Here is a 23,717-nt window from a genome sequence, read left to right on the forward strand (position 1 = left end):
CTCCTTAGGCTAGCGAGTTTACGGGGGTATGTGCGATATCGAGTTCTTCTGGGCGGGGGAATTGGGTGCCTTGTTTGGATGCAGCCGCAGTTCCGTAGGCCACCGACTGCGCGAGGCTATCGGCCGGCGACTTACCTGCGGTGCGGCCGAGGAGGTATCCGGCGAGCGCGGCGTCACCGGCGCCTACGGTGGATTTCACCGGTGCTGGCGGGGGAGTTGCAGCCCAAGCGCCGTCCGCGGTAACCAGCACCGCGCCGGCACCGCCAAGAGTGACGAGTACTTCTGCGATGCCCTGCTTGACGACGTCCCGGGCCGCCCGAACAACCCCCGAATACTCGCCGCGTGCGGCCTGGTCTTCCAGTTCGCGGCCGTCGGTTCCGGTGAGCTGGCCGAGCTCTAATCCATTGGGCTTAATGAGATCCGGCGCAGCAGAATTGAGGCTTTCGCCAATGGCCTGCATTGGGGCATCTGACGTATCGACGGCAATGCGAGCCTGTGGTGCGGCCGCGCGGACCGCGGAGATGAGATCGCAATACCAATCGGTGTTAACGCCACGCGGCAGGGAGCCGGCTAGTACCACCCAGTCGGAGGCAAGGGCGCGGGCGGTGAGCTCGGAGGTAATGGCGTGGGAGTCGGCGTCGGAAAGCACAGGGCCTGGACCGTTGACCTTGGTGGTAGTGCCATCAGGCTCTGTGATGGTGGTATTGACGCGAATTGTGCCATCCATGTGGATTGCAGAGGAAGGCAGCCCGGCCGAGTGGATGAGAGTTAGGAAAGAATCGGAGTCGTGGGCCGGGAAAAGAGCCAAGGATTGCTCGCCGGCCAAGTGCACGGCATGGGTGACGTTTACACCCTTGCCGCCAGCAACCTGTGTGACCTCGCTGGCGCGGTGGACATCACCGGAGGTCAATGGCTCGCTGAGCACAAGGGTGGCGTCGATACTGGGATTGGGGGTCAGCGTGAGAATCAAGTTGTCCCTTTCGCAGGTTGTATATTGGGGCCGAATGCCGTTGGAGAGAACCTCGCGGGCATGGCCCGCCCTTAAATGTTGATTCTTGTCCGATTGTGTCCGAAAGTCAACAGAATTTCTGTGGTATACATTGCTTTTCTATCCGATTTGTGGTGTTCTGGAAGTTAATAAACCGCTATCTTCGAAGGAAGTACGCTCATGGAAAACGCGTCTGAGTCCACAATCAAAGGAACCGGTGTCGTTGCCGGAGTCGCCTACGCCGAAGCCGTGTGGGTCCGCCCTCGCCCGGCTCTGCCTACCGAGGGAAGCATTGACCCAGAGCAAGCGAGCGATTCTGAATACGACCGCTTCCTTGCGGCCGTAGATACTGTCGCTGGCCGCTTGGAGCAGCGAGCTGCTGCCGCGGAAGGTCAGGCTGCGGAAGTTCTGACCGCAACGGCCGGCATGGTCAAGGACCGTGGTTGGCATAAGGCGGTGCGCAAGAATATCCGCACCGGCCGGAATGCGGAATTCGCCACTGTCGGTGCCACCGATAAGTTTGTCACCATGTTCGAGGCCGCTGGCGGCGTGATGGCAGAGCGCACCACTGACTTGAAGGACGTGCGCGACCGCGTAATCGCAGAGCTGCGCGGCGAGGACGAGCCGGGCCTGCCGCTCGTAGACGGCGAGGCCGTGCTGTTCGCGGACGATTTGGCCCCGGCCGATACCGCGACGCTGGATACCAAGCACATCAAGGCCCTTGTCACCGAGCTTGGTGGACCTACCAGCCATACGGCCATCATCGCCCGTCAGTTGGATATTCCATGCATCGTTGCTGTGGGCGCCGCGCTTAGCGATATTGAAAGCGGCACGTTGGTATTCGTCGATGGTGCAGTAGGCGCCGTCACCCTTGGGGCCGATGAAGAGGCTTCCACAAAGGCAGTGGCCGAGTACCGCGAGCGTGCGGCACGCGTTGCCCAATGGCGCGGCCCGGCTGAAACCAAGGACGGTCACCGTGTGCAGCTGCTTGCCAACGTCGCTGATGGCAACGCCGCCCGCATTGCTTCGGATTCGCAGGCAGAAGGCATTGGCCTCTACCGCACGGAGCTGTCGTTCCTCTCGGCCAGTGAAGAGCCCAGCGTTGATGAGCAGGCAAAGATTTACGGCAAGGTCTTTAATGCCTTTCCTGAATCAAAGGTTGTCGTACGTACGCTGGATGCCGGATCCGATAAGCCTATCTCTTATGCCACGCTAAGCTCCGAGGAAAACCCAGCATTGGGTGTTCGTGGCCTGCGTATAGCACGCGATAATGAGGCTCTGCTGACCCGCCAGCTGGATGCGATTGCGCAGGCGGCTGAGGCTCGCGATGACAAAGCATCTACTTGGGTCATGGCTCCTATGGTTGCCACCTCTACCGAGGCCCAGTGGTTTGCTAGCCTGTGCCGCGAGCGCGGCCTGACTGCCGGCGCCATGATCGAGGTTCCGGCCGCAGCGCTTATGGCGGATAAAATCATGCCGCACCTTGATTTCGTGTCCATCGGCACCAATGACCTGACTCAGTACACTATGGCTGCAGATCGCCTGTCGCCACAGCTGGCCTACCTGACCGACCCGTGGCAGCCGGCTGTGCTGCGGCTCATTCAGCACACCTGCATCGTGGGCCAGGCCAATAACGTCGCGGTGGGCGTGTGCGGTGAGGCAGCAGCCGACCCGATGTTGGCCTGCGTGCTTACCGGTTTGGGCGTAAATTCGCTATCCGCAGCGTCGACGGCGGTAGCAGGCGTCGGCGCGCAGCTGGCAGAAGTTACCTTGGAACAGTGCCAACAGCTTGCCGAGGTGGCACTGGATGCGGAAAGCCCTGACGCTGCCCGTACCGCAGTGGTAGAACGCATGGAGTCCTTCGCCTAAAGTAGGCGAAGGATCGGGGGATTATTCGCTGGCGAGCACGACCTCAATTTCGCGCTCGCGCAACGCTTCCACGAAAGAATCGGGGGCAGCGGCGTCCGTAATGACGACGTCAATATCGGCGGCAGACGCGAAACTTACCAAATAGTCATTGCCCAGCTTGCTGGAGTCACACATGACCACTACCTTGTGGGCATTGGTGACAAAGGCGGACTTGATGGCTGCCTCTTGGGAGTCGGCCGTCGACAAGCCATGGTCCAGGGTTAGGGCATTGGTGCCGATAAAGGCGACGTCGGCACGCATTAAAGCTATGGTGCGCAGCGCGGTATCGCCAACGACGGCTTGGGTAATCGCGCGGACCGTACCGCCAAGTAGCTGGACGTCAGGCACGCCATTGCCCGCTAGCGACAGGGCGATGGGCAGGCTATTGGAGACAATATTAAACTGCGCCTGCGGGTATTGCTGTCCAATGAGCTCCGCGAACGCGTTAATGGTGGTGCCTGCGTCCAAGAAAATGCTGCCGCCGCCCTGGGGGAGAAAATCTAGGGCCGCGCGGGCGATAGCCGCTTTTGCGCCGGAGGCGGACCGCTGGCGGGTATCCAGGGTAAGCTCCGCGGTCTGGAAGGATTGGGAGGCTACTGCGCCGCCATGCACGCGATGGACGATACCCTCACGGTCAAGCACTGCAAGGTCGCGGCGAATGGTCTCGGCCGTAACTTCGAAGCGTTCTGAGAGCTCAGTGACGTTAACGCGGCCTTCAACGGCGGTGAGGGAAGCGATTTGGCGACGCCGCTCTTCTGCGTACATGATTCCTCCTTGAATCTAGAGACATCGCGTCATGGCGTGGGGGTAAAAGTTGCCACTTTATGCGGAAATGAAAATCCGGCGATGTTGTTTTGCTTAGTCCATTGTCTCAAAAATCGGGAATAAACGGACTAAAGCAAAAATTTGCACAGCTGCATTGTGGATCTGACGCTCTGAAATGCCTGGTTAGAAGGAAAAGTGGGAAAGTGGGATTTTCGTCTCTTTTGGTGTCCGGGTCCGAATTGGAGCAAAAATGGGGGTAGCAGCAAATGGGCCGCGTCAACGAAGGGGGAACATAGATAGACCCCGCGAGGCCATGCTCGGCCCTTGCGGGGTTATAGAATCTGCGTCGGGTGAGTGGTTAAAGCTTACGGAATACCGATACAACCTTGCCCATGATTTCCGCATCATCGCCGTTGATGGGAGCGTAGGCCTCATTGTGGGGAAGCAGCCACACGCCGGAGGAATCGCGGTGGAACTCCTTGACGGTAGCTTCAGATCCTTCGAGCAGGGCGGCCACGAACTCGCCTTCCTCTGCAACTGACTGGGAACGAATAATTACCCAGTCGCCGTCAAGGATGCCGGCATCCTGCATCGAGTCGCCGACTACTTGCAGCATATAAAGATCGCCGCCACCGACCACCTCGTCAGGCATTGGGAAGTATGTGTCGACGTTTTCCTCTGCGGTAATGGGTGCTCCCGCAGCGATACGGCCGACCACAGGAATATAAGAAACGGCACCTGCATCCTCGGGAATTTGCTGCTCAGGCTTAGCCGGCTTGCGGCCGGGCTTTTTGGCGCCATCATCCGTATTAAGGTGACGAACATCTACGGCACGCGGCTTATTAGGGTCTCGTCGCAAAAACCCTTTCTCTTCCAATTGTTTTAGCTGATAGGCAACCGATGATGTGGACTGTAGACCCGCTGCGTCACCAATTTCGCGAATGCTTGGTGGGTAACCACGCAACATAACGGCGTCACTAATGACATTGAGAATGCGTCGCTGGCGGTCAGATAGGGAGGCGTAATCGGTCTTCTCGGTGGTCTTCTTTGGCTTGCGGCCCATTGCTGGCTCCTCGGAGGGGATCGGGTGGGTTTATAGGTGGTCTGTTAGCTCGCGGCGCTGAAAAGTTGCCACACGTCATTTGTAGCACGAAAAGTACAGATGTTCGAGATTTTCGCGTTGGGGTGGACAAGTATTCGAAGCGATGCTATAAATCGAACGTACCGACTAAATCGAACATTATGGCGACTGGATATCATGGCGTGTCGCATGAGGTGCCTACGGTGGGGTCAGTCGTCGAAAGGAAAGTTATGTCTCTGCTGCTCAATTCTCGCAATAACCTGGTAACTCGCAACGCTAGCGAACCCGTAGTGGTGCCTTCTGCGGCCGTATGGGATGTGGAGCGTGGCTACGGTTCTGCGGTCCGCAGTACCGCAAACTCTTGGTATGTTCGAACTCTTCGTGTGGAAGATTGCACGACCTATCGTTCGAACCGTACGTCGACCGGAAGGTCTGGAAACAGATCGAATAGGGGTCGAAACAGCGTGGGTGAGTCGAACACAGGTAACTACGCATTGGGCGCAGTGTTTGGTGTAGCGGTCTTTGTGGGTACTTTGTTAGGCGGACTAGCTAGCACTGAAGGAAGCAGTGCACCGCAACCGCCGGCCTCTAATGTGCAACAAGTAGAGGCTGCAGTAACACGCTAGGGGGAACGATGGGGCGAAGCCCAGTGGTCGAACGGAATTGAAGGTGAGTAAACTACTGGCGTAACAACGTCAGTGAAAGGACCACTGTGTATTGCCCCTTTTGTCACAATGAGCAATCCCGCGTCATCGACTCGCGTGTGGTCGATGCTGGAGCGTCGATTCGTCGCCGGCGCGAGTGTGCTTCGTGCAAGGGGCGCTTTACCACGGTTGAGAAGGCCGTGTTGCTTGTGGTGAAGAGAAACGGTCTGGCCGAGCCCTTCAGCAGAGATAAATTGATTCGCGGCGTGCGCCGTGCCTGCCAGGGGCGAGATGTAAGCGACGATGCCCTGAAGAAGCTGGCGCAAGAAGTAGAGGAGACCGTGCGCAGTCATGGCTCCTCGCAGGTCAACGCGAACGAGATTGGCCTGGCCATCCTGGAACCACTGCGGGACCTTGATGAGGTGGCCTATCTGCGCTTTGCCTCTGTATATAAATCCTTTGAAAGCGCAGATGACTTTGAATCCGAGATTCGGCTGATGCGAAGGCGCGATCGCGAGGACTTTTAACGCAGTTTGTCCACCGCCTTTTGGATACGGCGGAGTGAAACGGCGTGGGCTGTGCCAAGGCGCTGAGCGAAAAGAGAAACTCGAAGTTCCTCGATCATCCAGTGCACGTCCTTGACCTCGCGGGTCTTTTCACGGCCGGCCGGGAGGCTGCGAAGGCGGTTGGATAGGTAGGCCTTGGCGTTGTCTACCTCGGCTTGGCGGTCCGCATCGCGGTCCGGGTCAAGGTTCATGTCCTCTAGGCGAATTCGCATGGCTTGGATATATCGCGGTAGATGACGCAGATGGGACATTCCGTGGACAGTGATGGCGTTTCGGGGTAGGAGGAAGTCCAGTTGTGCGCGCATGTCATCGATTGCTGGACCGTCCCAATGAGCGAGTTCCGCTCGCAGGTTGGAGTACTCGGCGAGTCCTGGGGCAATAGCTACTACTGCCTGGCGTACGCGGCCTGGGACTTGGGGCTTGACGGTGTCTTTAAGCTTCTGGAACGCTGCGGGGGTGCGGACAGGTCCGCCGGCTTCCATCATCAGGTCGCGGATCGCGGCGACGCGGGCGTCGTTGACAAGACCGTCGGCGCCGCCGTGCGGATAGGAATCGACGGCGACGCGCTGTTGCAATGGCAGGCCCTTGACCATTTGGGAGGCGTTGACGGATATCTCACGCATGAGGAGCGTAAGTGTGGTCGTGACCATGGCGGCGTCTGCGGCGGCCTTGGTGGGATGGACCTTGAGTTCGACGCCCTCCTTGGTAGCGACCAGGGCAGGGTAGGCGGTGACCTCGTGGCCGTCGACGGTGGTCTTGACCGTGTCATCGATGGTGCCGAGGGTGTCGTCGGTCCATTCGCTGACGGCGGTGGACTCGGAGGTGCGCGAGACGCGAGATACGGAGGACTTGATGTGTCCGGCCTGACGTCGGACGAGCGCCGCGAGGTCGCGGTCGGAGTCGACGATTTTGCCGCGCTTATCGATGGCCCCGTAATTCATCCGCAGGTGGGCGGGTAGCTTGCTGACCTGGAAGTCGGTGGCGTTGATTCCTTGACCACCGAGTTCGCGGAGGACGTCGGCAAGCTGCTGGGTGATGGGTCCTTCATAAGGGATGAGGCGGTCGATGGCGCGCTCGGCAAACTCGGGCGCGGGTACGACGGTGCGGCGCAGGGCCTTGGGCAGGCTCCGGATAAGCTCGGTGACGAGCTCGAGGCGCAGACCCGGAACGAGCCAATCGAAGTCTTCGGTATCCAAGCCGGCGAGCATAGGAATGGGAACCATTACGGTGACGCCGTCGAGAGGATCGCCGGGCTCGAACTTGTAGGTCAGTTCGTAATCGATAGAACCCTTGCGCCAGTGGTCGGGGAAGGATTCCTCGGTGACCTCGTGGGAGTCATCGATGAGCTTAGTGGGATCGAAATCCAGCAGATCCGGGGTGCGGCGGCGCTCCTTTTTCCACCACGAGTCAAAGTGGCGGCCGGTGGTTACCTTTGCTGGAATGCGCTGGTCATAGAAATCGAAGAGCGTGCCTTCGTCCACGATGAGGCCGCGGCGGCGGGCCTTTTCTTCGTATGCGGCGGCGTCGTCAAGCGCTTGGGCGTTGGCCTTGAAGAAGGCGTGGTGGGTGTTCCAGTCGCCGGCGATAAGGGCGTTGCGGATGAACATATCGCGGGCAGCGGTGGGATCGACGCGGTGGTAGGGCACGGTTCGGTCGGCCACGATGGGCACGCCGTAGAGCGTGGATTTTTGGTGCGCGATGGCGGCGGCGCGCTTGCGAGACCAGGTGGGCTCGGAGTAGTTGTGCTTGAGCAGGTCTGCACCGAGCTTTTCCACCCAGGCGGGATCGATGGCGGCGACATCGCGCGCCCAGAGGCGGGAAGTTTCTACCAGCTCGGCAGCCATGAGGAATTCGGGAGGCTTTTTAGCCAGGGCGGAGCCAGGGAATACCAGGAAGCGGGTGTTGCGCGCGCCTTGGAATTCTTTGGAGTTGCCATCGCGGGCGCCGATATTGGATAGCAGGCCCGAAAGGAGGGACATGTGTATGTCATCGGAGCGGCGCTCGGTGCCTTCCTGGTAGGTCCAACCTAGCTGCTTGGCGACATCCTTGAGCTGGCGTACCAAGTCAAACCACTCCCGGATGCGCATGTAGTGGAGGAACTCCTGTTTCATGCGCTTGCGGAACTTATTGCCGGATTGTTCGTTGCGGGTTTGCTTGATGTAATCCCATAGTTTGAGCATGGACAAGAAATCCGAGGTCTTGTCCTTGAAGCGGGCGTGGGCTTGGTCGGCCTGGGCTTGGAAGTCGAGGGGGCGTTCGCGCACATCCTGGATGGTCATGGCGGCAACGATGACCATGACATCATCGAGGCATCCGTTGGTATTGGCTTCAATGAGCATGCGTGCCATGCGCGGATCCAGTGGGATGCGGGCGAGATCGCGGCCGATGGTGGTGAGCGAGGGCTTGTCCTGCTTGTCGTGGAGGGCGCCGAGCTCGTGGAGGAGCGTGAGACCATCGCGGATGGCCTTGTGCTCGGGAGGTTGGATGAAGGGGAATTGTTCGATATCACCGAGCTTGAGCGAAACCATTTGGAGGATGACACTCGCGAGATTGGTGCGCAGGATTTCTGGGTCGGTGAACTCGGGACGGCTTTCAAAATCCTGTTCGCTGTAGAGGCGGATGGCGATGCCGTCCGCAACGCGGCCGCAACGGCCGGAGCGCTGGTTGGCGGAGGCCTGCGAGATGGGCTCGATGGGCAACCGCTGGACCTTGGTGCGCGTGGAATACCGCGAGATGCGGGCGGTGCCGGTATCGACGACATAGCGGATACCGGGCACGGTAAGCGAGGTTTCGGCGATATTGGTGGCCAAGACGATGCGGCGGCCACGGTGTTCGCTGAAAACGCGGTGCTGTTCTTGGTTAGATAGGCGGCCAAAGAGGGGAGTGACCTCGACGTTTTTCCATTTTTTGCCTTCGATGGCCTCCATGGCATCGCGGATATCTCGCTCGCTAGGGAAGAAACACAGGATATCGCCGCTGCCTTCGCGCATGAGCTCTTCGATGGCCTCGGTCAAGCCATCGAGCGGGTCTTGGTCCACGACTTTTCCGCCGGCCTCGAATTCGAGTGGCCGGTAGCGGATTTCTACGGGGTAGGTGCGTCCGGAGACCTCGATAATGGGGGCGGGGTTGCCGTCGGCGTCGGCAAAGTGGGCGGCGAAGCTTTCTGGGTCGATGGTTGCGGAGGTGATGATCACCTTGAGGTCGGGACGCTTGGGCAATAGGCGCTTCAAGTAGCCCAAGAGGAAGTCGATATTGAGCGAGCGTTCGTGGGCCTCATCGATGATGATGGTGTCGTACTTATTGAGGAAGCGGTCGCGTTGCATCTCGGCGAGCAGAATGCCGTCGGTCATAAGCTTGACGGCGGTGGTCTCAGAGACGCGGTCATCGAAGCGGATGGCGTAGCCAACGGACTCGCCGATTTTCTGGTCCAATTCCGCGGCGATGCGTTCGGCCACGGTGCGCGCTGCAATACGGCGCGGCTGGGTATGGCCGATGAACCCGCGCCGGCCGCGACCTAGCTCGAGGCAGATTTTCGGGATCTGGGTGGTCTTACCAGAACCGGTCTCACCAGCGATGATGACGACCTGGTTGTCCCGAATGGCCTCGGCGATATCGTCCTTGCGGGCGGTGACGGGGAGGGCGTCGGGGTAGGTGATGGCGGGAACGGCGGCGTCGGTAAGTGCGACGCGCTCGGCCGCGGCATGGATATCAGCGCCGATTTCTTGCAGCGCTTTAGGGGCACGGGCCTTCTTGAGGCGGCGACGGAAGGACCGGGCTTCAGAGAGGGTGACATTGTCGAGTGCAGCGAAAAGTTCATCGCGGGAAGGGGTTTCATTCATAGTCATGACTAGGCACAGAGTTTACCTGCCCGCCAGAAATGAGGAAAAAGTTGTTAAGGTGAAAATACTTATCCATGCACAGATTCGCATTCCTTAAGGAGGAACCCCGGTTATGACGAACCCGTATTCGGGTGGGAATGATGATTTTCCGCGCTACGAACCGACCGATCACCCCGAGGACCGTCCAAACTACGGACAGCTTCCGTCTTATGATGGCAGCCATGAAGAAAATACCCAAGGCTACGTGGGCTATCAAGCAGGCCAGCGGCCGTTTACCGGTAAAGTCTCCGCAATAGATGCGGTTTCTTGGGCTTTTAGGACTGTCTTTGGGAATTGGAAGCTGTGGATTCTAGGAGCACTAGCGCTTTTTGTTCTAAGTATCGTTTTTGTCGCCGTTGCAGGCGGCATCAATGCCGCGAGCTACTCCGGTACGGGTGAGCCAACTGCGGGCTCTTCGGTTTCTCAGCTCATCTCGACTGTCCTAAGCCTTGTATTGTCGCTGGTAATTATGCGTCTGGCGCTTTTCCAGATTGATGATTCTCGCACCGGGTGGGGCTATCTGTTTAAGAACGTACGCTGGTGGCAGCCGCTGGTCATCATGCTCGTCATCGGAGCGGTGGCGAGCCTCATTGCATTCGCTGCAGTAGGTGGAACTGTCTATGGGTTGCTTAACGACGCCGAGAATATGACGGAGGACGAAGCAGTTGCGGCAGTATTAAGCGTCATGGGCATCATGGGCGTGCTTTTGCTCATTAGCTTCTTTATCCAACCATTCTTCTCGCTGATGCAATGGTTCGCGGCCGACGGCGATGGCGTTGGTGACGCCGTGAAGAAGGGCTTTCAGGCAGGTAAGAACAATTACGGTCAGCTGCTACTGCTTTCCATTTTGAACTTTTTCATCATTGTGGCCGGCTTCTTGCTTTTGGGCATTGGCCTCATTGTGGCGTATCCGGTTACGCTCTTAGCACAGGCGCATATGTTCCGCCAGTGTGCTGGGCGCAATACGCTCCCGCAGGCGTAGCGCACCATAGTTAAAGGCCACCGTTCCAGTTAGGGGCGGTGGCCTTTGGTGTGCTTGGCGACGCCCCCGTGGGGCTTGCCGCAAGCGGCTACTGTCGGGAGCGCTCAATCGCCTTGTTATAGGCGGCGGTGATGAGCGTGCCGAATTCGCGGAACTCCTCGGCGCGAGCTGCGGAGGAACGGAACACGAGACCCACCTCGCGTTCGGCGGTGACATCGGAGGCAAAGTGGGCGATGGCGACGTCCTTGCCATGGCATTCGGTGGCGAGGGCGGATTCGGGGACGAGGGTGCAGCCCAGCCCGCCCATGACCAGCTGCATGATGGTGGTCAGGGAGGAAGCGCGGGTGACGGAATTGGTGGCCTCGGCCGGGTTGATATTGGCATGGCGGCAAAGATCGACTACCTGGTCGCGCAAGCAGTGGCCGTCGTCAAGCAGCAGCAAATCCAGGTCCTTGAGTTCCGCAAGCTTGACATCCTCACGGCCAGCGATGGGGTGATCGGGCGGGCAGACAATGGAGAATTGCTCCGTGTAAAGCGGGCTATCGACCATGCCGGTGGCCTCGGATGGAAGGGCCATGATGGCAAGGTCCAAGTTACCGTTGCGCAGGCGGGTAATGAGGTGCTGGGTTTGCTCCTCGACGAAACGCGGCTCGAGATCCGGGTAAGCCTCCGCAAGCATGGAGAGCAGATCGGGGAGGATGTAAGGGGCGATGGTGGGGATAACGCCGATGGTCAGTGGGCCGGCAAGGGTGCCGTTGGCGCCGCGAGCGTTGGCCAGGAAGGTATCGGCTGCTTCAAGCGTTGCCTTGGCGTAGGGGAGGAGGGTCTCACCGGCCGAGGTGACGATGACCTTGCGGGTGGAGCGCTCGATAAGCTGCAAGCCCAATCCCTGTTCGAGGGCAACGAGACCCTGGGAGAGGGAGGGCTGGGAAATTTCGAGTTTGGCAGCTGCGGTACCAAAGTGCTTGTTTTCCGCAACGGTGACGAAGGTGCGCAGCTGAGCAAGTGTAGGGCGATACTCTTTATTATTCATGCCTATTACTCTAACACTTACCTATAGGATTTGCTATTGACGCGAGCGGAAAAGATGGTATAACTGATCGTGTTGGGCCGGATGCGGTCCTGCCCCGCTGCTTGTACGCCAAGCGGCAGGAAACTTAGAGGAAAAGCCTTTGCTAAAGGAGTTGAAGACTATGCCTATTTTGACCGTCGGCGAAAAGTTCCCAGAGTTCAACCTCACCGCCCTGACCGGTGGCGACCTGCACGACGTCAACGCTAACCAGCCGGAGGACTACTTCGAGCAGGTATCCCTGGACAAGTACGAGGGCAAGTGGAAGGTGGTCTTTTTCTACCCGAAGGACTTCACCTTCGTCTGCCCGACCGAGATCGCTGCCTTTGGCAAGCTGGACGAGGAGTTCCAGGACCGCGATACCCAGATCCTTGGCGGCTCCACCGATAACGAGTTCGCTCACTTCAACTGGCGCGCAACTCACCCAGAGCTGAAGGAAGTTCCTTTCCCGATGTTCTCTGACGTGCGCCACGACCTCATCCGTGCACTGGGTGTAGAAAACGCTGATGGCGTTGCTGACCGTGCTACCTTCATCATCGACCCGGATGGCGTTATCCAGTTCGTCTCCGTTACCCCGGATGCTGTTGGCCGTAACGTAGACGAGGTTCTGCGTGTGCTCGACGCCCTGCAGTCCGAAGAGGTTTGCGCTTGCAACTGGGAGAAGAACGACCCAACCAAGAACATCAACAAGATGGACGTCGTTCAGTCCGCGCTCTAAATCTCACTGAGATGCAGGTTTACCCCGCTTTCGTGGCGGGGTTTCCTTTTAAATCCAATGCAGAAAACTCCTATCAAAACCGCAAAGGAAAAAAGTTATGTCTATTGATAATCTGAAGTCTTCCCTGCCGGAGTACGCCAAGGACCAGAAGCTCAACCTGGGCGCCCTGACCCGTTCCAAGGACCTGGACGAGGAGCAGCTCTGGGGCTGCCTGCTGGCATCGGCTGCCGCAACCCGCAATGACACCGTGCTTTCTGAGATTGCGGAGGAAGCAAAGGAGCACCTGTCTGAGGAAGCTATCGAGGCAGCTTACGGCGCAGCCACCGTTATGGCTATGAACAACGTTGCCTACCGCGCCAAGGGTTGGTTGGGCGATGACTACGCACAGGTTAAGTTCGGCCTGCGCATGAACATCATCTCCAAGCCAGGCGTGGACAAGGCCAACTTCGAGCTGTGGAATACCGCAGTCTCCGCCATCAATGGCTGCGAGCACTGCCTGGGTGCTCACGCTCACGAGCTCAACGAGGCTGGTCTGAGCAAGGAGCAGGTCTGGGAGGCCGTCAAGGTTGCGGCCGTTGTCCAGGCTGTGGCACAGGCTGTCCAGATTGAGGCCGCACGCTAAAATAGCCGGCTTTTAGCCGCCCTCGCGCTTGCCGACGTCCCTCTTATTCTGGGGCGTGGCAGCCAGGGCGGCTTTGTCGTTTTCGCAGGCTAGTACTCCACGCGCAGGTCCGACAGCCGGACTTCGCCGGCCTCATCGGAGGCATCGAGATCTACCGTAGCGACGAACTGGTAGGCGTGATCGCCGTCTGGGTCCTTGATGATCTGGCGCACGGACCACGCACGCGAGTCAGTATCGCTTAGGCGGAAATACTCCGGGCCGCGGGCCTCGGGGCCGGAATCGATGTCATCATACTCATCGAAGTAATCATCTAGGATAGCGCCGAAGTCTGGCACCTCGTCCAAGTAATCGAGCAGCTCCGCTAAGCGGTCTTCCTTTTCCAAAGCAAAGAGCTGCACCAAGCGGAACATGTAATTGCGCACCATGATGGTAAAGGCGCGGCGATTGGCCGTGAGCGCGGTGGGGTCCTCCACGCCAAAGGCCAGCTCGCGGTCCACCGTATCTTGGTCGATGGGGGAGTCTTCGCCGGCCATTTGCGCCCATTCGTCGACAAGCGAGGAATCCACCTGGCGAATAAGCTCACCTAGCCAGACAACGATATCTTCAAGCTCTGGAGTGTTGTACTCGTCCGGAATGGATTGCTTAAGAGTGCGCCAGGCGTCGGTCAGGTAGCGCAAAATCACGCCCTCGGAGCGGGCCAAGCCGTAGGTGGCGACCAGATCCGAGAAGGTCATCGCATTCTCGAGCATGTCGCGCACCACGGACTTGGGTCGCAGCTCAAACTCCTTGACCCACGCATTGGTCTCAGCGAAAGTATCGTAGGCCTGCTCCAATAGCTCCTCGAGCGGCTTCGGCCAAGTGATATCCTCCACGATATTCATGCGGTCGGTGTAGTCCACCCCGTCCGCCTTCAGCGCGGCGATCTCTTCGCCGCGGCGCTGCTTCTGCTGGGCAATGAGCACCTGGCGCGGGTCATCTAGGATGGCCTCAAAAACTGAAATAACGTCCAGGCTATAGGTCTCCGCTTCCGGGTCCAGCAGCGAGAGCGCCGCCAAGGCGAATGGGCCCAGCGGCTGATTGAGCGCAAAGTCACGCGGCAGCTCTCGCACCAAATGGTAGGGGCGGCCGTAGATATCCAATCCCTTGGTGGACTTTTGCACCACGCCGGAATCCACTAGCCCGCGGAAGAGATCGAGTGCGGTGAGGATGTCCTTATTCTGCTTGCTGCGGTTATCGTGGTTGTCTCGCAGCAGGTGGCGCATGTGGTCATAGCCATTGCCGTGGCGCGCCAAGACGTTGAGCAGCATGGAATTAGAAACGCGGAACTGAGAGGTCAGCTGTTCCGGTTCCGCCTCAGTAAGGCGCGCGAAAGTCTTCTCGGACCAGGACACCTCGCCCTCTCGGGCGGACTTTTTCTTGAGCTTCTTCAAGCGTTTGGGGTCGTCGCCGATGCGGCGGCGTTCCTTGGCATTTTCGATCTCGTGCTCGGGGGCCTCGACCACCACAGTGCCCTCGGTGTCATAGCCGGCGCGGCCGGCGCGGCCGGCAATCTGGTGGAATTCGCGCGATTTGAGGATGCGTTGGCGCTGGCCGTCGAACTTGGCAAGCCCAGTCATCAGCACGGTGCGGATGGGCACGTTAATGCCCACACCCAGGGTATCGGTGCCGCAAATGACCTTAAGCAGGCCCTTTTGTGCCAGGCGCTCTACCAATCGGCGGTATTTGGGCAGCATGCCCGCGTGGTGGATGCCGATGCCCTTGCGCAGCAGCTTGGATAGATCCTTGCCAAAGGCGGTGGTGAAGCGGAACCCACCGATTTCCTGGGCAATCGCTTCCTTTTCTTCCTTAGTGATAATCCCCGAAAGTGAGGTCAACGCCTGCGCGCGCTCGGCCGCTTCACGCTGCGAGAAGTGCACCACGTAGATGGGTGCCTTCTTATCGGCCAAGAGCTCCTCGATGGTCTCGTGCACCGCGCTAAAGACATAGGAAAAATCAAGTGGCACAGGCCGCGTGGTGCCGGCGACGAGGTTGGTGGCGCGGCCGGTGCGGCGGGTGAGATCCTCATCTAGCCACTGAGTATCGCCCAGAGTGGCCGACATGAGCAGGAACTGCGCCTTCGACAACTCCAGCAGCGGCACCTGCCATGCCCATCCGCGGTCCGGTTCGGAGTAGTAGTGGAACTCGTCCATCACTACCTGGTCGATATTGGCCTCGGCGCCATCGCGCAGCGCAATATTGGCCACAATCTCGGCGGTGGCGGCGATGATGGGGGCATTGCCATTAACGGTGGCGTCGCCAGTCATCATGCCCACATTCTCGGCGCCGAAGATATCGCACAGAGCAAAGAACTTCTCGCTCACAAGGGCCTTGATCGGTGCGGTATAGAAACTGCGCTGGCCACGAGCTAGGGCAATGAAGTGCGCAGCATTAGCCACCATGGACTTTCCCGAGCCCGTAGGGGTAGCGAGGATAACATTATCGCCGGCCAAAATACCGAGCGAGGCTTCTTCCTGAGCTTGGTACAAATTGATACCCCGGCCGGTGGTCCACGAGGTAAAGGTATCCCAAATTGCCTCGTCTACGAGGGACTCGGGTACTTCCGTTAAATCTGGCAGCAGCTGAGATAAGTTCACCCCCACCACCTTAGCGGCGATGGGGGCGGGTTAGTTAGATATCGTCACCTAAGTCGCCCTCGCCCGAAGCAGAATCAGGGCCATCCTTCCCATCATCGGACTGTGGGCCTTCCTCCTCGGCGGAATCTTCGCGGTCATCGATCTCGGTATTGATAATCTGCTGGCTTTCTTCTTCATCCAAGGAAGCCAAGAATGCTTGGAATTCCTCGCTGAGTTCCTCACCGGTAGGCATGGGCTCCTCGCCAGGCATGATCGCCTGCGGATGCTCCTTGCGGTAGCGCTCCATATAAGCGTCATACTGCTGCTCGAGTTGTTGGACTACGCCTTCAATCTCATCCGAGCCACCAACTTGTTCCTCCAGTTGGTTTTCCACGCGAGAAATGTCGGCCTCAATGCTGCCCAAAGGAATATTCAGGCGCGCCGCCCGGGCCACCGCATCCAGCAACTGGTACGTGGCCTGCGGATAAGGCGAAGCGGCCAAGTAATGCGGCACGTGGACGGTATATCCAGCCACGGTGCGGTGCTTATCCGCCAGAGCCTTTTCCAGATACAGCGCGGCGGAGCCTGGCACCATCATGGTGGAATCCATCGAGAGCATGTGCTCGGTCAAGCGGGAGGAGGTGCCATGGGCCGTAACCACCGTAGGGCGGGTATGCGGCACCGGCATCGGCGCGGCATAGAGCATGATGGTGTTTTCAATATTGAACTTTTCCACCAGCTTCACCACGGCCGTAGTGAACGCCTCCCAGCGCATGTCTGGCTCAGGGCCAGACAGCAGTAGGAAAGTCTTGCCGGAATTATCGCGCAGGACCTTAATGCCAAGATCCATAGACTCGATTTCCAGCGCCCGATCCTTATCAATCGTGATGGCTGGGCGGCGCGAGCGGTAATCAATCAGCTCATCAGAGTTAAACGATGCCAGCTGACGGCCTTCCAAAGCGGCCTTCAGGTGGTCAGCACTTGCTTCAATGGCCTGGCCAGCGTCAGCATAGCCGTGCATGGCAACAATCATGGTGGGGCCTTGTCCGTCACCGGAATCATCCCTAATCACCGGAGCCGGATATTCCAGCTCATACATGCGGCGATCTTCTTCGTGCATGTTGTGTTACCTCCTTGCTTTCTCACCTACCCCAACGCCGCGTGCGTGCGTACTATTCCCGCGCGCACCGCGAGGTTAAATAAACAATTGTGCCCCAAACCGCTGCGCATTGCCAGCGCAATCCCGGGCGGGGTGTGGAAAGCCGCTTGCCGACGCTCCCCTTCACCCCACCTATCCACAGATCCCCACCATCTAGCCCTTGGTGGCCTATGCATAGTTGCGCGCGTGGTTGAAGCTGGGGCTATGGACATCACAACACCAACTCAGCCCATCCGTACGCCCGGCGATATCCTCGCCAATATTCCAGGAATCCTCGGATTCTTTCCCACCGAATCAGTTATCCTCATCTCCATCCAACCCAGCCAGCGCGGATACAGCATCGGACCAGTAGCCCGCCTCGATCTGCACGATGTGCCTGGTGCCCTTCACGAAGTGATGGATGCGTTTCACTGCGGAAATCCCGAAATCATTTTCTGTTTCGTGCTCTCCCAGCGCGAGGAAGGCGAGCTCTGGGACATTCTGCAGTCCCTTTATCATTTCCAAGACCGGACAGGTATGGGCATCGATGCCTGCTGGCTGTCCGAAGAACTCTCCACCAATACCGCCTATGACCTCATCTTTGGCCACGCCACAGAAGGCGGCGAGGGCCCGCTGCAGAACTGGATGGAAGGAACCATACCCGCCATCTCGACGAGCCACACGATGCGCGCCTGCGTGAATAATGGCATGCTTCCGGAACTTAGCCGTCATGACATGGTCCAACGCTTTAAGGACCCGAACCCCTACTTTGGGGAAGAAGAGATTAGGGCCATGGAGCGATGCGCCGAAGAGATTGCCCGCCAATTGCGCGCCGGGCACGGGTATGGCACTACAGATCCAGTGCAGGTGGTCAAACACCTTATTGCCGATGCCCGCTATGTGCTCAGCGAGGTCGAATCGCTGGAGGAAACCCTAGAAAATGAAGAATTGTTGTGTGTGGCAGCCATGTGGATGTCTACCACCTGGACCCGCGACCTAGTCATTACGGAGCTCGTCTCCGCGCCGCAGGAAGCAGGTGACCTGTTATTGGCGGTAGCGCGTACATTCCAGGGGCCTATTCGCTACAACGCCCTAGCTTTGTATGCTGCTAGCCAGGTGTCCGACGGATTCGGAATCTATGCCGGTCCTGCGCTTTCCGTAGTAGTAGAAGAGGCGCCCCATCACAATTTGGGGCGCCTCATAGCGCAGGGATATCGCAGCGGCATGGGAAAGCGGTTGGTCTCCAGCCTATGCCATGGTTGCGAGCTAGCCCGCGAGGCAGCGGGGCTTCGCGTCGACAGCCCCGCCTAACACGCGCGGCGTTCTAGGAGCGCTTCGCCGAATGTGCCTTAACGCCGAGCTGTCGGGTGAAGTTCCACGCGTCGGTGACGATGGTTTCCAGGTCCGTACGGGTGGGATTCCACCCGAGTTCGCGCTGAATCTTCTCAGAGGAAGCGATGAGCGTAGCTGGGTCGCCTGCGCGGCGCGGGGCCACCTCAGCCGGAATGTCGTGGCCGGTGACCTTGCGGCACATTTCGATGACCTGCTTGACGGAGTACCCTTCGCCAGAACCCAAGTTGTAAATGCGGTGGGCGCCAGATTCATTCGACTCGAGGGCAAGTACGTGGGCGTCGGCTAGATCGCGGATATGGATGTAGTCACGCACTGGGGTGCCGTCTGTGGTATCCCAGTCATCACCGAACATGAAAATCTTATCCCGGTGGCCCAAAGCAACTTGCAACACGATGGGGATGAGGTGGGTTTCTACCTCGCGGTTCTCGCCAATATTTCCGTAGGCACCAGCCACATTGAAATAGCGCAGCGAGGTAGCGCCCAGGCCGTAGGCGTGGGCAAAGGACGTGATCATGTAGTCGATGGCCAGCTTGGTCGCACCATACGGATTGGTGGGCTGGGTTGGCATGTCTTCCGTAATCGGGACCTGGTCAGGCTCACCGTAGGTTGCAGCGGTGGAGGAAAAGACGAGGTTTTTGACGTCGTTATCCCGCATGGCATTAAGCAGCATCAGGGTAGTAACTACGTTGTGCTGCCAGTACTCATCTGGTTTTTCCACGGATTCGCCCACCAAGGAGCGTGCAGCGAAGTGAATGACGCCTTCGAAGCCACCTTCGCCCAGGACATCGGCAGCCTTGTCCGCGACGTCGCCCTCGATGAGGCGGGCTTCCGGAACGGCCTCACGGTTGCCGGTGGAGAAATTATCGATGATGGTTACGTCATGGCCCTGCTCGACTAATACTGCGGCGCAGACGCTGCCCACGTAGCCGGCGCCACCGGTGATGAGAAGCTTCATGGCTATACCTCCACGCGCACTGCGTGCGCCAAATCGTCGGAAAGCACGACGCTGCCACCTTCCGGTGTCGACAGTGTAATCGTGCCGCTGTTATTGACCACAGACACCTTGGCGCCCACTCGGATCCCAGCATCGGTGAGTTCTTGGAAGGTGCCATCATCAACCTGCAGGATTTCATTGACCTGGATGACGGTCGCGGAGACTTGCTCGCCATTGGGGAGATCGACCGCGCGGGTGCCCTGGTCCGGCTGAGTAACATCGAAGCCAAGTGCAGATAGCGCCGGAATAGGATTGCCAAAAGGCGACCGCGTCGGATCATCGAGAACGGCGACCATGCGCTTTTCCACCTCTTCGCTCATCACATGCTCCCACCGGCAGGCCTCGTCGTGAACCTTGGCAATGTCGAGCCCCAGGACGTCGGTAAGCAAACGCTCTGCCAACCGGTGCTTGCGCATGACTGCGGTAGCTAGGTCGCGGCCCTTGTCCGTGAGATCCAAGCTGCGGTCGGTGCGCACGTGCAAAAGGCCATCGCGCTCCATGCGAGCTACAGTCTGAGAAACCGTAGGCCCAGACTGCTCCAAACGCTCCGCAATGCGGGCGCGTAGGGGAGTAATGCCTTCTTCCTCTAGCTCGTAGATGGTCCGCAGATACATCTCCGTTGTATCAACTAGGTCCCTCACGTGGGCATACCTTTCTGTGTGAATACAGTTACGCGGCTATAGTCCCGCCCAAGAACGGGAAAGTGCTTTCTAGACTCTGCAGTCCAGATTAGCCTACCCAAGGCTTGGCTCGCCGCTAGGAACCAAGCCGATGTCTTATCAACGCCAAACCCCGAGCCCATGGCGGTACGTTGCCAAATGGACCCGGGGAGAGGATGTGCTGCCAAATGCGGTAGGCGTGGATTACAAAGCGTACTCGCGCAGGCGATCGGCGCGGTTTCCATCGCGCAGCTTTGCCATGACTTCGCGCTCAATCTGGCGTACACGCTCGCGTGAAAGGCCGAAGCGGCGGCCTATCTGATCCAAGGTGCGCGGAACACCATCATCGAGGCCATAACGCAGGCGGATGACATCCTGCTCGCGCTTTTCCAAGGTGTCAATCACGCCGCGGATATCAGAGTGGCGCATAGATGCGACGACCGCGGTTTCAGCATCGGTAGCTTCTGCATCTTCAATGAAATCGCCCAAAGGAGCTTCTTCATCGGTACCTACCGGCATATCGAGAGAGACCGGATCGCGTGACTGGCGCAGCAGCATTTCAATCTTGTTCTCGTCAATACCGGATTCTTCCGAAAGCTCCTCGTTAGTAGCTTCGCGGCCCAAGGATTGATACATCTCGCGCTTAATGCGGGAAAGCTTGTTAACCTGCTCAACCAAGTGGACTGGGAGGCGAATGGTGCGGGACTGGTCAGCCATGCCGCGGGTAATCGCCTGACGGATCCACCAAGTGGCATAAGTGGAGAACTTGAAGCCCTTGGCATAATCGAACTTCTCCATTGCGCGGATAAGGCCTAGGTTGCCCTCTTGGATGAGATCCAGCAGTGGCATACCGCGGCCGGTGTAGCGCTTTGCCAGCGAGACAACGAGGCGCAGGTTGGCTTCGAGCAGGTGGGAGCGTGCCTTCTTGCCTTCGCGGGCGAGGATCTTAAGGTCGCGCTTTTCTGCGCGGGTGAGCTTCTCTGCGTTATTGAGCTTGTACTCCGCGTACAGTCCAACCTCGATGGTCTGAGCGAGTTCTACCTCATCTTCCGCGCTGAGCAGTGCGGTCTTGCCAATGCCGTTGAGATAAACGCGGACGAGGTCGGCAGAAGGATTATCGTTGGTTTGGTTGCGGCGAGATCCGCGGTCTACTTCCTGTTCTTCATCAGTAGTGGCACTTGAAGTGCCCTTGGCGGTGGTGGCAGATGTCTTCGTCATAGTGAAGCCTCCTGAATTTGTCGCCGGTTTCACAAAGTACAACGGAGTCTTAAGCGATTTAGTTCCCGGTGCGGAGAGAAATATTAAAAACAGTTGTTCCCCGTGGTACAACTCCACCTTTTCGGGGGAGAGGTACCACGGGGAACGGTTACGAGCTGCGAATAGCTTGGAATGTGGAACTACTATCCACGCACCTGGACGAGGTAGCGGTAGATAGTCGGTTCAGATACGCCTAGGCGCGTCGCTGCCGCGGCGATTCCTCCTTTAAGGAGGAAAAATCCTGCATCCTCAAGGTCAGAAACCACCTCGAGGCGCTCTTCGCGCTGCATGCGAGGAACTGGCGTGCTCTGGTTGGAAATCGCAGAGTCCAGCATGGAATCCAGAAGGTGCTCCACGTTAGAACGCAGAGACTCGCTTACTTCTTCGTTTTCTGGCTTTTGCGCAGTCTCCTCGGTTTTTTCTGTAACCGGGTCTGGTACCGCTACGGGGCGTTGAGGTTGCTCCTCCGTGCCGGGATAGCCGCCGAAAGCCTTGGACTTATCAAATGCGGGATCATCTGCGTTGCCGATAAGTGCGGCGGCAGCATCGCGAATGTGTACCAACTCGGAGACATCAACATTGATGCACAGCATTCCTCGCATATGGCCGGAGTCATCGCGGATGAAGTAGCTTGAAGAGCGGCAAATCTTGCCTTCCGCATTGACGGCGCGGTAGCCGGTCATCATGGGGATTGCTGCGGCATCGCCTTGTTTCATAAACCACAGTGCGAAGTCGGTCACGGGGCCGCCTAGCTGCCGGCCGGAGATGTGGCCGTTGGCGATGGCCATGATGGATTTATCGGGAACGTCGAGATCGTGGAGTACGATTTCGGTGTTTGGGCCCATTGCCTTACCGAGGAATTCGACGAGGGGAATGTACTGCTCGAGGAAGTTTTCTTCGGAGGCATTGCCGCTAGGGAAGTTCATTAGCTGAAGCATGTCCTTTAATTCCTGTCAGGTTATAGAGAAGATATCACACGGAAGCGAATAGGCGGAAGGGGGGGGTAGCGCCAACAAAGCCGGGTGAACACAAGCGGCTTAGCGCTGTGCTCACCCGGCTCATCGCTTCTTTACAGGGTGGTCTCTATCCACACACCGGAACTGGCGGGTGAACTGCTAGGGCCAGGCCACCTTGTGAGGTTTCCCTGTACTTGGCGTTCATATCCTTACCAGTCTTATACATGGTCCAGATGACTTCGTCCAAAGAAACGCATGGCTTGCTCTCGCGCTCCAGCGCCATGCGAGCGCTGGTGATGGAGTCAACGGCAGCGACAGCGTTGCGCTCAATGCAGGGTACCTGAACCTGTCCAAGGACTGGGTCACAGGTCAGGCCCAGCTTGTGCTCCATGCCAATCTCGGCTGCAATGCAAACCTGCTCTGGGGTAGCGCCCATGAGCTGGGCGAGACCGCCAGCAGCCATGGAGCACGCTACACCAACCTCACCCTGGCAGCCGACCTCAGCGCCAGAGATGGAAGCGTTCATCTTGTACAGGGAAGCAATCTGGTTGCAGGCGAAAATGTAATCAGCAAACATCTCGGTGGTAACGGGCTCAACGAACTTGTCGTAGTAAGCCAGTACTGCCGGGACAACGCCGCAGGCGCCGTTCGTAGGTGCGGTGACAACGCGGCCGCAGGATGCATTCTCTTCAGAGATAGCCAGTGCGAACATATTGACCCAGCTGAGGATGTTCAGGCCATCGTGCGGTTCAGACTGCTCCAGGCGGCGCCTGAGGGCAGCGGCGCGGCGGGGGACAAGCAGGGAGCCTGGGAGTGGGCCATCGGTAGCGGAGCCGCGTTTGATGCCGGTGTACATGACATCGCGAACCTTGCGTAGGTGCTCGTTGACCTCATCTTCGGAGCGCAGTGCCAGCTCGTTGGCAAGTCCAAGCTCCGGAAGGGTCATGTTGTTCTTCTCGCACAGCTCGAGCATCTCTGCGGCGCTGGCGTATGGGAAGGGGATATCAACCTTGGCGTCGGTGCGCTTGGCAAAGTCTTCCTGCTTGACGATGAAACCGCCGCCGACTGAGTAGTAGGTCTTGTGCAGGATGTCTTCCTCGCCGGCGAAGGCGATAAGACACATGCCGTTCTCGTGCATCGGGAGGTACTCATCGTGGAAGTAGAAGCCGCCGTCCTTGGGGAATTCTACCTCGTGGGAGCCGCCCAGCATGAGCTTCTCGCTGCTGCGGACGTTCTTCATGAACTCGGAGATGCCGTCGATATCAACCGTCTCTGGCTCTTCACCAGCGAGGCCGAGGAGGATGGCCTTGTCGGTGGAGTGGCCGATGCCCGTGAGGGAGAGGGAGCCGTAGACATTTGCCTGAACTCGAGTGACCTTGTCAAAGAGGTCTTTTTCCTTGAGTTCGTCCACGAAAGCTTTGCCGGCTTTCATTGGGCCAAGGGTGTGTGAGCTTGAGGGGCCGATGCCAATCTTGAACATATCGAAGATGCTGATGAACATTGTTCTTTCCTTGAATCCTCTGCGAT

Annotated in this window: 18 protein-coding genes; 6 read left to right on the forward strand and 12 right to left on the reverse strand. The window is 58.4% G+C overall.

The features are described from left to right. Positions 1 to 4 precede the first annotated feature (4 nt). Positions 5 to 970 carry a 1-phosphofructokinase family hexose kinase gene (locus LG376_RS08545; RefSeq protein WP_225746843.1) on the reverse strand — a complete coding sequence of 322 codons (966 nt, stop codon included), beginning with the start codon at positions 968 to 970 and terminating at the stop codon, positions 5 to 7. 198 nt (positions 971 to 1,168) lie between these two features. On the opposite strand from LG376_RS08545, the gene ptsP reads away from it, so the two are divergent. Beyond that, on the forward strand, positions 1,169 to 2,857 hold the full coding sequence (gene ptsP / locus LG376_RS08550) for a phosphoenolpyruvate--protein phosphotransferase (protein WP_225746844.1): 1,689 nt from the start codon (positions 1,169 to 1,171) through the stop codon (positions 2,855 to 2,857). A 21-nt stretch (positions 2,858 to 2,878) separates the two neighbouring features. Here the strand turns inward: ptsP and LG376_RS08555 are convergent, their stop codons facing one another. Both LG376_RS08555 and lexA read right to left on the reverse strand, forming a co-directional pair. Beyond that, positions 2,879 to 3,661 carry a DeoR/GlpR family DNA-binding transcription regulator gene (locus LG376_RS08555; protein WP_049377410.1) on the reverse strand — a complete coding sequence of 261 codons (783 nt, stop codon included), beginning with the start codon at positions 3,659 to 3,661 and terminating at the stop codon, positions 2,879 to 2,881. A gap of 358 nt (positions 3,662 to 4,019) precedes the next feature. Continuing rightward, a complete protein-coding gene (gene lexA / locus LG376_RS08560; protein ID WP_198493192.1) occupies positions 4,020 to 4,724 on the reverse strand; it encodes a transcriptional repressor LexA in 705 nt (234 codons plus the stop codon). Between the two features lie 730 nt (positions 4,725 to 5,454). Here lexA and nrdR point away from each other — a divergent pair. Beyond that, on the forward strand, positions 5,455 to 5,913 hold the full coding sequence (gene nrdR / locus LG376_RS08565; RefSeq protein ID WP_005328590.1) for a transcriptional regulator NrdR: 459 nt from the start codon (positions 5,455 to 5,457) through the stop codon (positions 5,911 to 5,913). Here nrdR and hrpA read toward each other — a convergent pair. Next, positions 5,910 to 9,797, reverse strand: a complete 3,888-nt coding sequence (gene hrpA / locus LG376_RS08570) for an ATP-dependent RNA helicase HrpA (protein ID WP_225746845.1) — start codon at positions 9,795 to 9,797, stop codon at positions 5,910 to 5,912. The two genes, nrdR and hrpA, sit on opposite strands and share 4 nt — an antisense overlap. Before the next feature lie 106 nt (positions 9,798 to 9,903). On the opposite strand from hrpA, the gene LG376_RS08575 reads away from it, so the two are divergent. Beyond that, positions 9,904 to 10,812, forward strand: a complete 909-nt coding sequence (locus tag LG376_RS08575) for a hypothetical protein (protein ID WP_225746846.1) — start codon at positions 9,904 to 9,906, stop codon at positions 10,810 to 10,812. Between the two features lie 88 nt (positions 10,813 to 10,900). Here the strand turns inward: LG376_RS08575 and LG376_RS08580 are convergent, their stop codons facing one another. Continuing rightward, positions 10,901 to 11,845 (reverse strand): hydrogen peroxide-inducible genes activator, encoded by a 945-nt coding sequence (locus tag LG376_RS08580; protein WP_198493189.1) that lies wholly within the window; start codon positions 11,843 to 11,845, stop codon positions 10,901 to 10,903. Positions 11,846 to 12,005: 160 nt separating this feature from the next. Between LG376_RS08580 and LG376_RS08585 the strand changes: the two genes are divergently transcribed. Continuing rightward, positions 12,006 to 12,599, forward strand: coding sequence for a peroxiredoxin (locus LG376_RS08585; protein ID WP_023021385.1), 594 nt, complete (start codon positions 12,006 to 12,008; stop codon positions 12,597 to 12,599). Between the two features lie 97 nt (positions 12,600 to 12,696). After that, positions 12,697 to 13,221 carry a carboxymuconolactone decarboxylase family protein gene (locus LG376_RS08590; protein WP_049377405.1) on the forward strand — a complete coding sequence of 175 codons (525 nt, stop codon included), beginning with the start codon at positions 12,697 to 12,699 and terminating at the stop codon, positions 13,219 to 13,221. An 89-nt stretch (positions 13,222 to 13,310) separates the two neighbouring features. Here the strand turns inward: LG376_RS08590 and LG376_RS08595 are convergent, their stop codons facing one another. Both LG376_RS08595 and LG376_RS08600 read right to left on the reverse strand, forming a co-directional pair. Next, positions 13,311 to 15,854, reverse strand: coding sequence for an RNA helicase (locus LG376_RS08595; protein WP_225746847.1), 2,544 nt, complete (start codon positions 15,852 to 15,854; stop codon positions 13,311 to 13,313). Between the two features lie 34 nt (positions 15,855 to 15,888). Continuing rightward, positions 15,889 to 16,953, reverse strand: a complete 1,065-nt coding sequence (locus tag LG376_RS08600) for a PAC2 family protein (protein ID WP_225746848.1) — start codon at positions 16,951 to 16,953, stop codon at positions 15,889 to 15,891. Between the two features lie 243 nt (positions 16,954 to 17,196). On the opposite strand from LG376_RS08600, the gene LG376_RS08605 reads away from it, so the two are divergent. Then, positions 17,197 to 18,282 (forward strand): DUF4192 domain-containing protein, encoded by a 1,086-nt coding sequence (locus tag LG376_RS08605; protein WP_225746849.1) that lies wholly within the window; start codon positions 17,197 to 17,199, stop codon positions 18,280 to 18,282. 13 nt (positions 18,283 to 18,295) lie between these two features. Here the strand turns inward: LG376_RS08605 and galE are convergent, their stop codons facing one another. The 5 genes from galE to LG376_RS08630 all read right to left on the reverse strand — a co-directional run bounded on the left by galE (position 18,296) and on the right by LG376_RS08630 (position 23,691). Beyond that, complete coding sequence (gene galE, locus LG376_RS08610; protein ID WP_225746850.1) at positions 18,296 to 19,279, reverse strand: UDP-glucose 4-epimerase GalE; 984 nt, start codon at positions 19,277 to 19,279, stop codon at positions 18,296 to 18,298. A 2-nt stretch (positions 19,280 to 19,281) separates the two neighbouring features. Beyond that, complete coding sequence (locus LG376_RS08615) at positions 19,282 to 19,959, reverse strand: metal-dependent transcriptional regulator (protein WP_049377400.1); 678 nt, start codon at positions 19,957 to 19,959, stop codon at positions 19,282 to 19,284. A gap of 222 nt (positions 19,960 to 20,181) precedes the next feature. Continuing rightward, positions 20,182 to 21,195 (reverse strand): sigma-70 family RNA polymerase sigma factor, encoded by a 1,014-nt coding sequence (locus LG376_RS08620; RefSeq protein WP_225746851.1) that lies wholly within the window; start codon positions 21,193 to 21,195, stop codon positions 20,182 to 20,184. A 182-nt stretch (positions 21,196 to 21,377) separates the two neighbouring features. Next, the gene (locus tag LG376_RS08625; RefSeq protein ID WP_350309211.1) at positions 21,378 to 22,172 is read right to left on the reverse strand and encodes a helix-turn-helix transcriptional regulator; all 795 of its coding nucleotides are present in this window, start codon (positions 22,170 to 22,172) and stop codon (positions 21,378 to 21,380) included. Positions 22,173 to 22,317: 145 nt separating this feature from the next. Continuing rightward, positions 22,318 to 23,691, reverse strand: a complete 1,374-nt coding sequence (locus LG376_RS08630) for an L-serine ammonia-lyase (protein ID WP_225746853.1) — start codon at positions 23,689 to 23,691, stop codon at positions 22,318 to 22,320. Positions 23,692 to 23,717 lie beyond the last annotated feature (26 nt).

Origin of the sequence: Corynebacterium sp. Marseille-P4611, assembly GCF_916618765.1 — a bacterium.
GTDB classification, from domain to species: domain Bacteria; phylum Actinomycetota; class Actinomycetes; order Mycobacteriales; family Mycobacteriaceae; genus Corynebacterium; species Corynebacterium marquesiae.

Bases quoted from the DNA above. Each gene is read 5' to 3' on its own strand.
- ptsP (WP_225746844.1), top strand. From the start codon at position 1,169: ATGGAAAACGCGTCTGAGTCCACAATCAAAGGAACCGGTGTCGTTGCC.
- LG376_RS08555 (WP_049377410.1), bottom strand. From the start codon at position 3,661: ATGTACGCAGAAGAGCGGCGTCGCCAAATCGCTTCCCTCACCGCCGTT.
- lexA (WP_198493192.1), bottom strand. From the start codon at position 4,724: ATGGGCCGCAAGCCAAAGAAGACCACCGAGAAGACCGATTACGCCTCC.
- hrpA (WP_225746845.1), bottom strand. From the start codon at position 9,797: ATGACTATGAATGAAACCCCTTCCCGCGATGAACTTTTCGCTGCACTC.
- LG376_RS08575 (WP_225746846.1), top strand. From the start codon at position 9,904: ATGACGAACCCGTATTCGGGTGGGAATGATGATTTTCCGCGCTACGAA.
- LG376_RS08580 (WP_198493189.1), bottom strand. From the start codon at position 11,845: ATGAATAATAAAGAGTATCGCCCTACACTTGCTCAGCTGCGCACCTTC.
- LG376_RS08585 (WP_023021385.1), top strand. From the start codon at position 12,006: ATGCCTATTTTGACCGTCGGCGAAAAGTTCCCAGAGTTCAACCTCACC.
- LG376_RS08590 (WP_049377405.1), top strand. From the start codon at position 12,697: ATGTCTATTGATAATCTGAAGTCTTCCCTGCCGGAGTACGCCAAGGAC.
- LG376_RS08600 (WP_225746848.1), bottom strand. From the start codon at position 16,953: ATGCACGAAGAAGATCGCCGCATGTATGAGCTGGAATATCCGGCTCCG.
- LG376_RS08605 (WP_225746849.1), top strand. From the start codon at position 17,197: ATGGACATCACAACACCAACTCAGCCCATCCGTACGCCCGGCGATATC.
- galE (WP_225746850.1), bottom strand. From the start codon at position 19,279: ATGAAGCTTCTCATCACCGGTGGCGCCGGCTACGTGGGCAGCGTCTGC.
- LG376_RS08620 (WP_225746851.1), bottom strand. From the start codon at position 21,195: ATGACGAAGACATCTGCCACCACCGCCAAGGGCACTTCAAGTGCCACT.
- LG376_RS08625 (WP_350309211.1), bottom strand. From the start codon at position 22,172: ATGCTTCAGCTAATGAACTTCCCTAGCGGCAATGCCTCCGAAGAAAAC.
- LG376_RS08630 (WP_225746853.1), bottom strand. From the start codon at position 23,691: ATGTTCATCAGCATCTTCGATATGTTCAAGATTGGCATCGGCCCCTCA.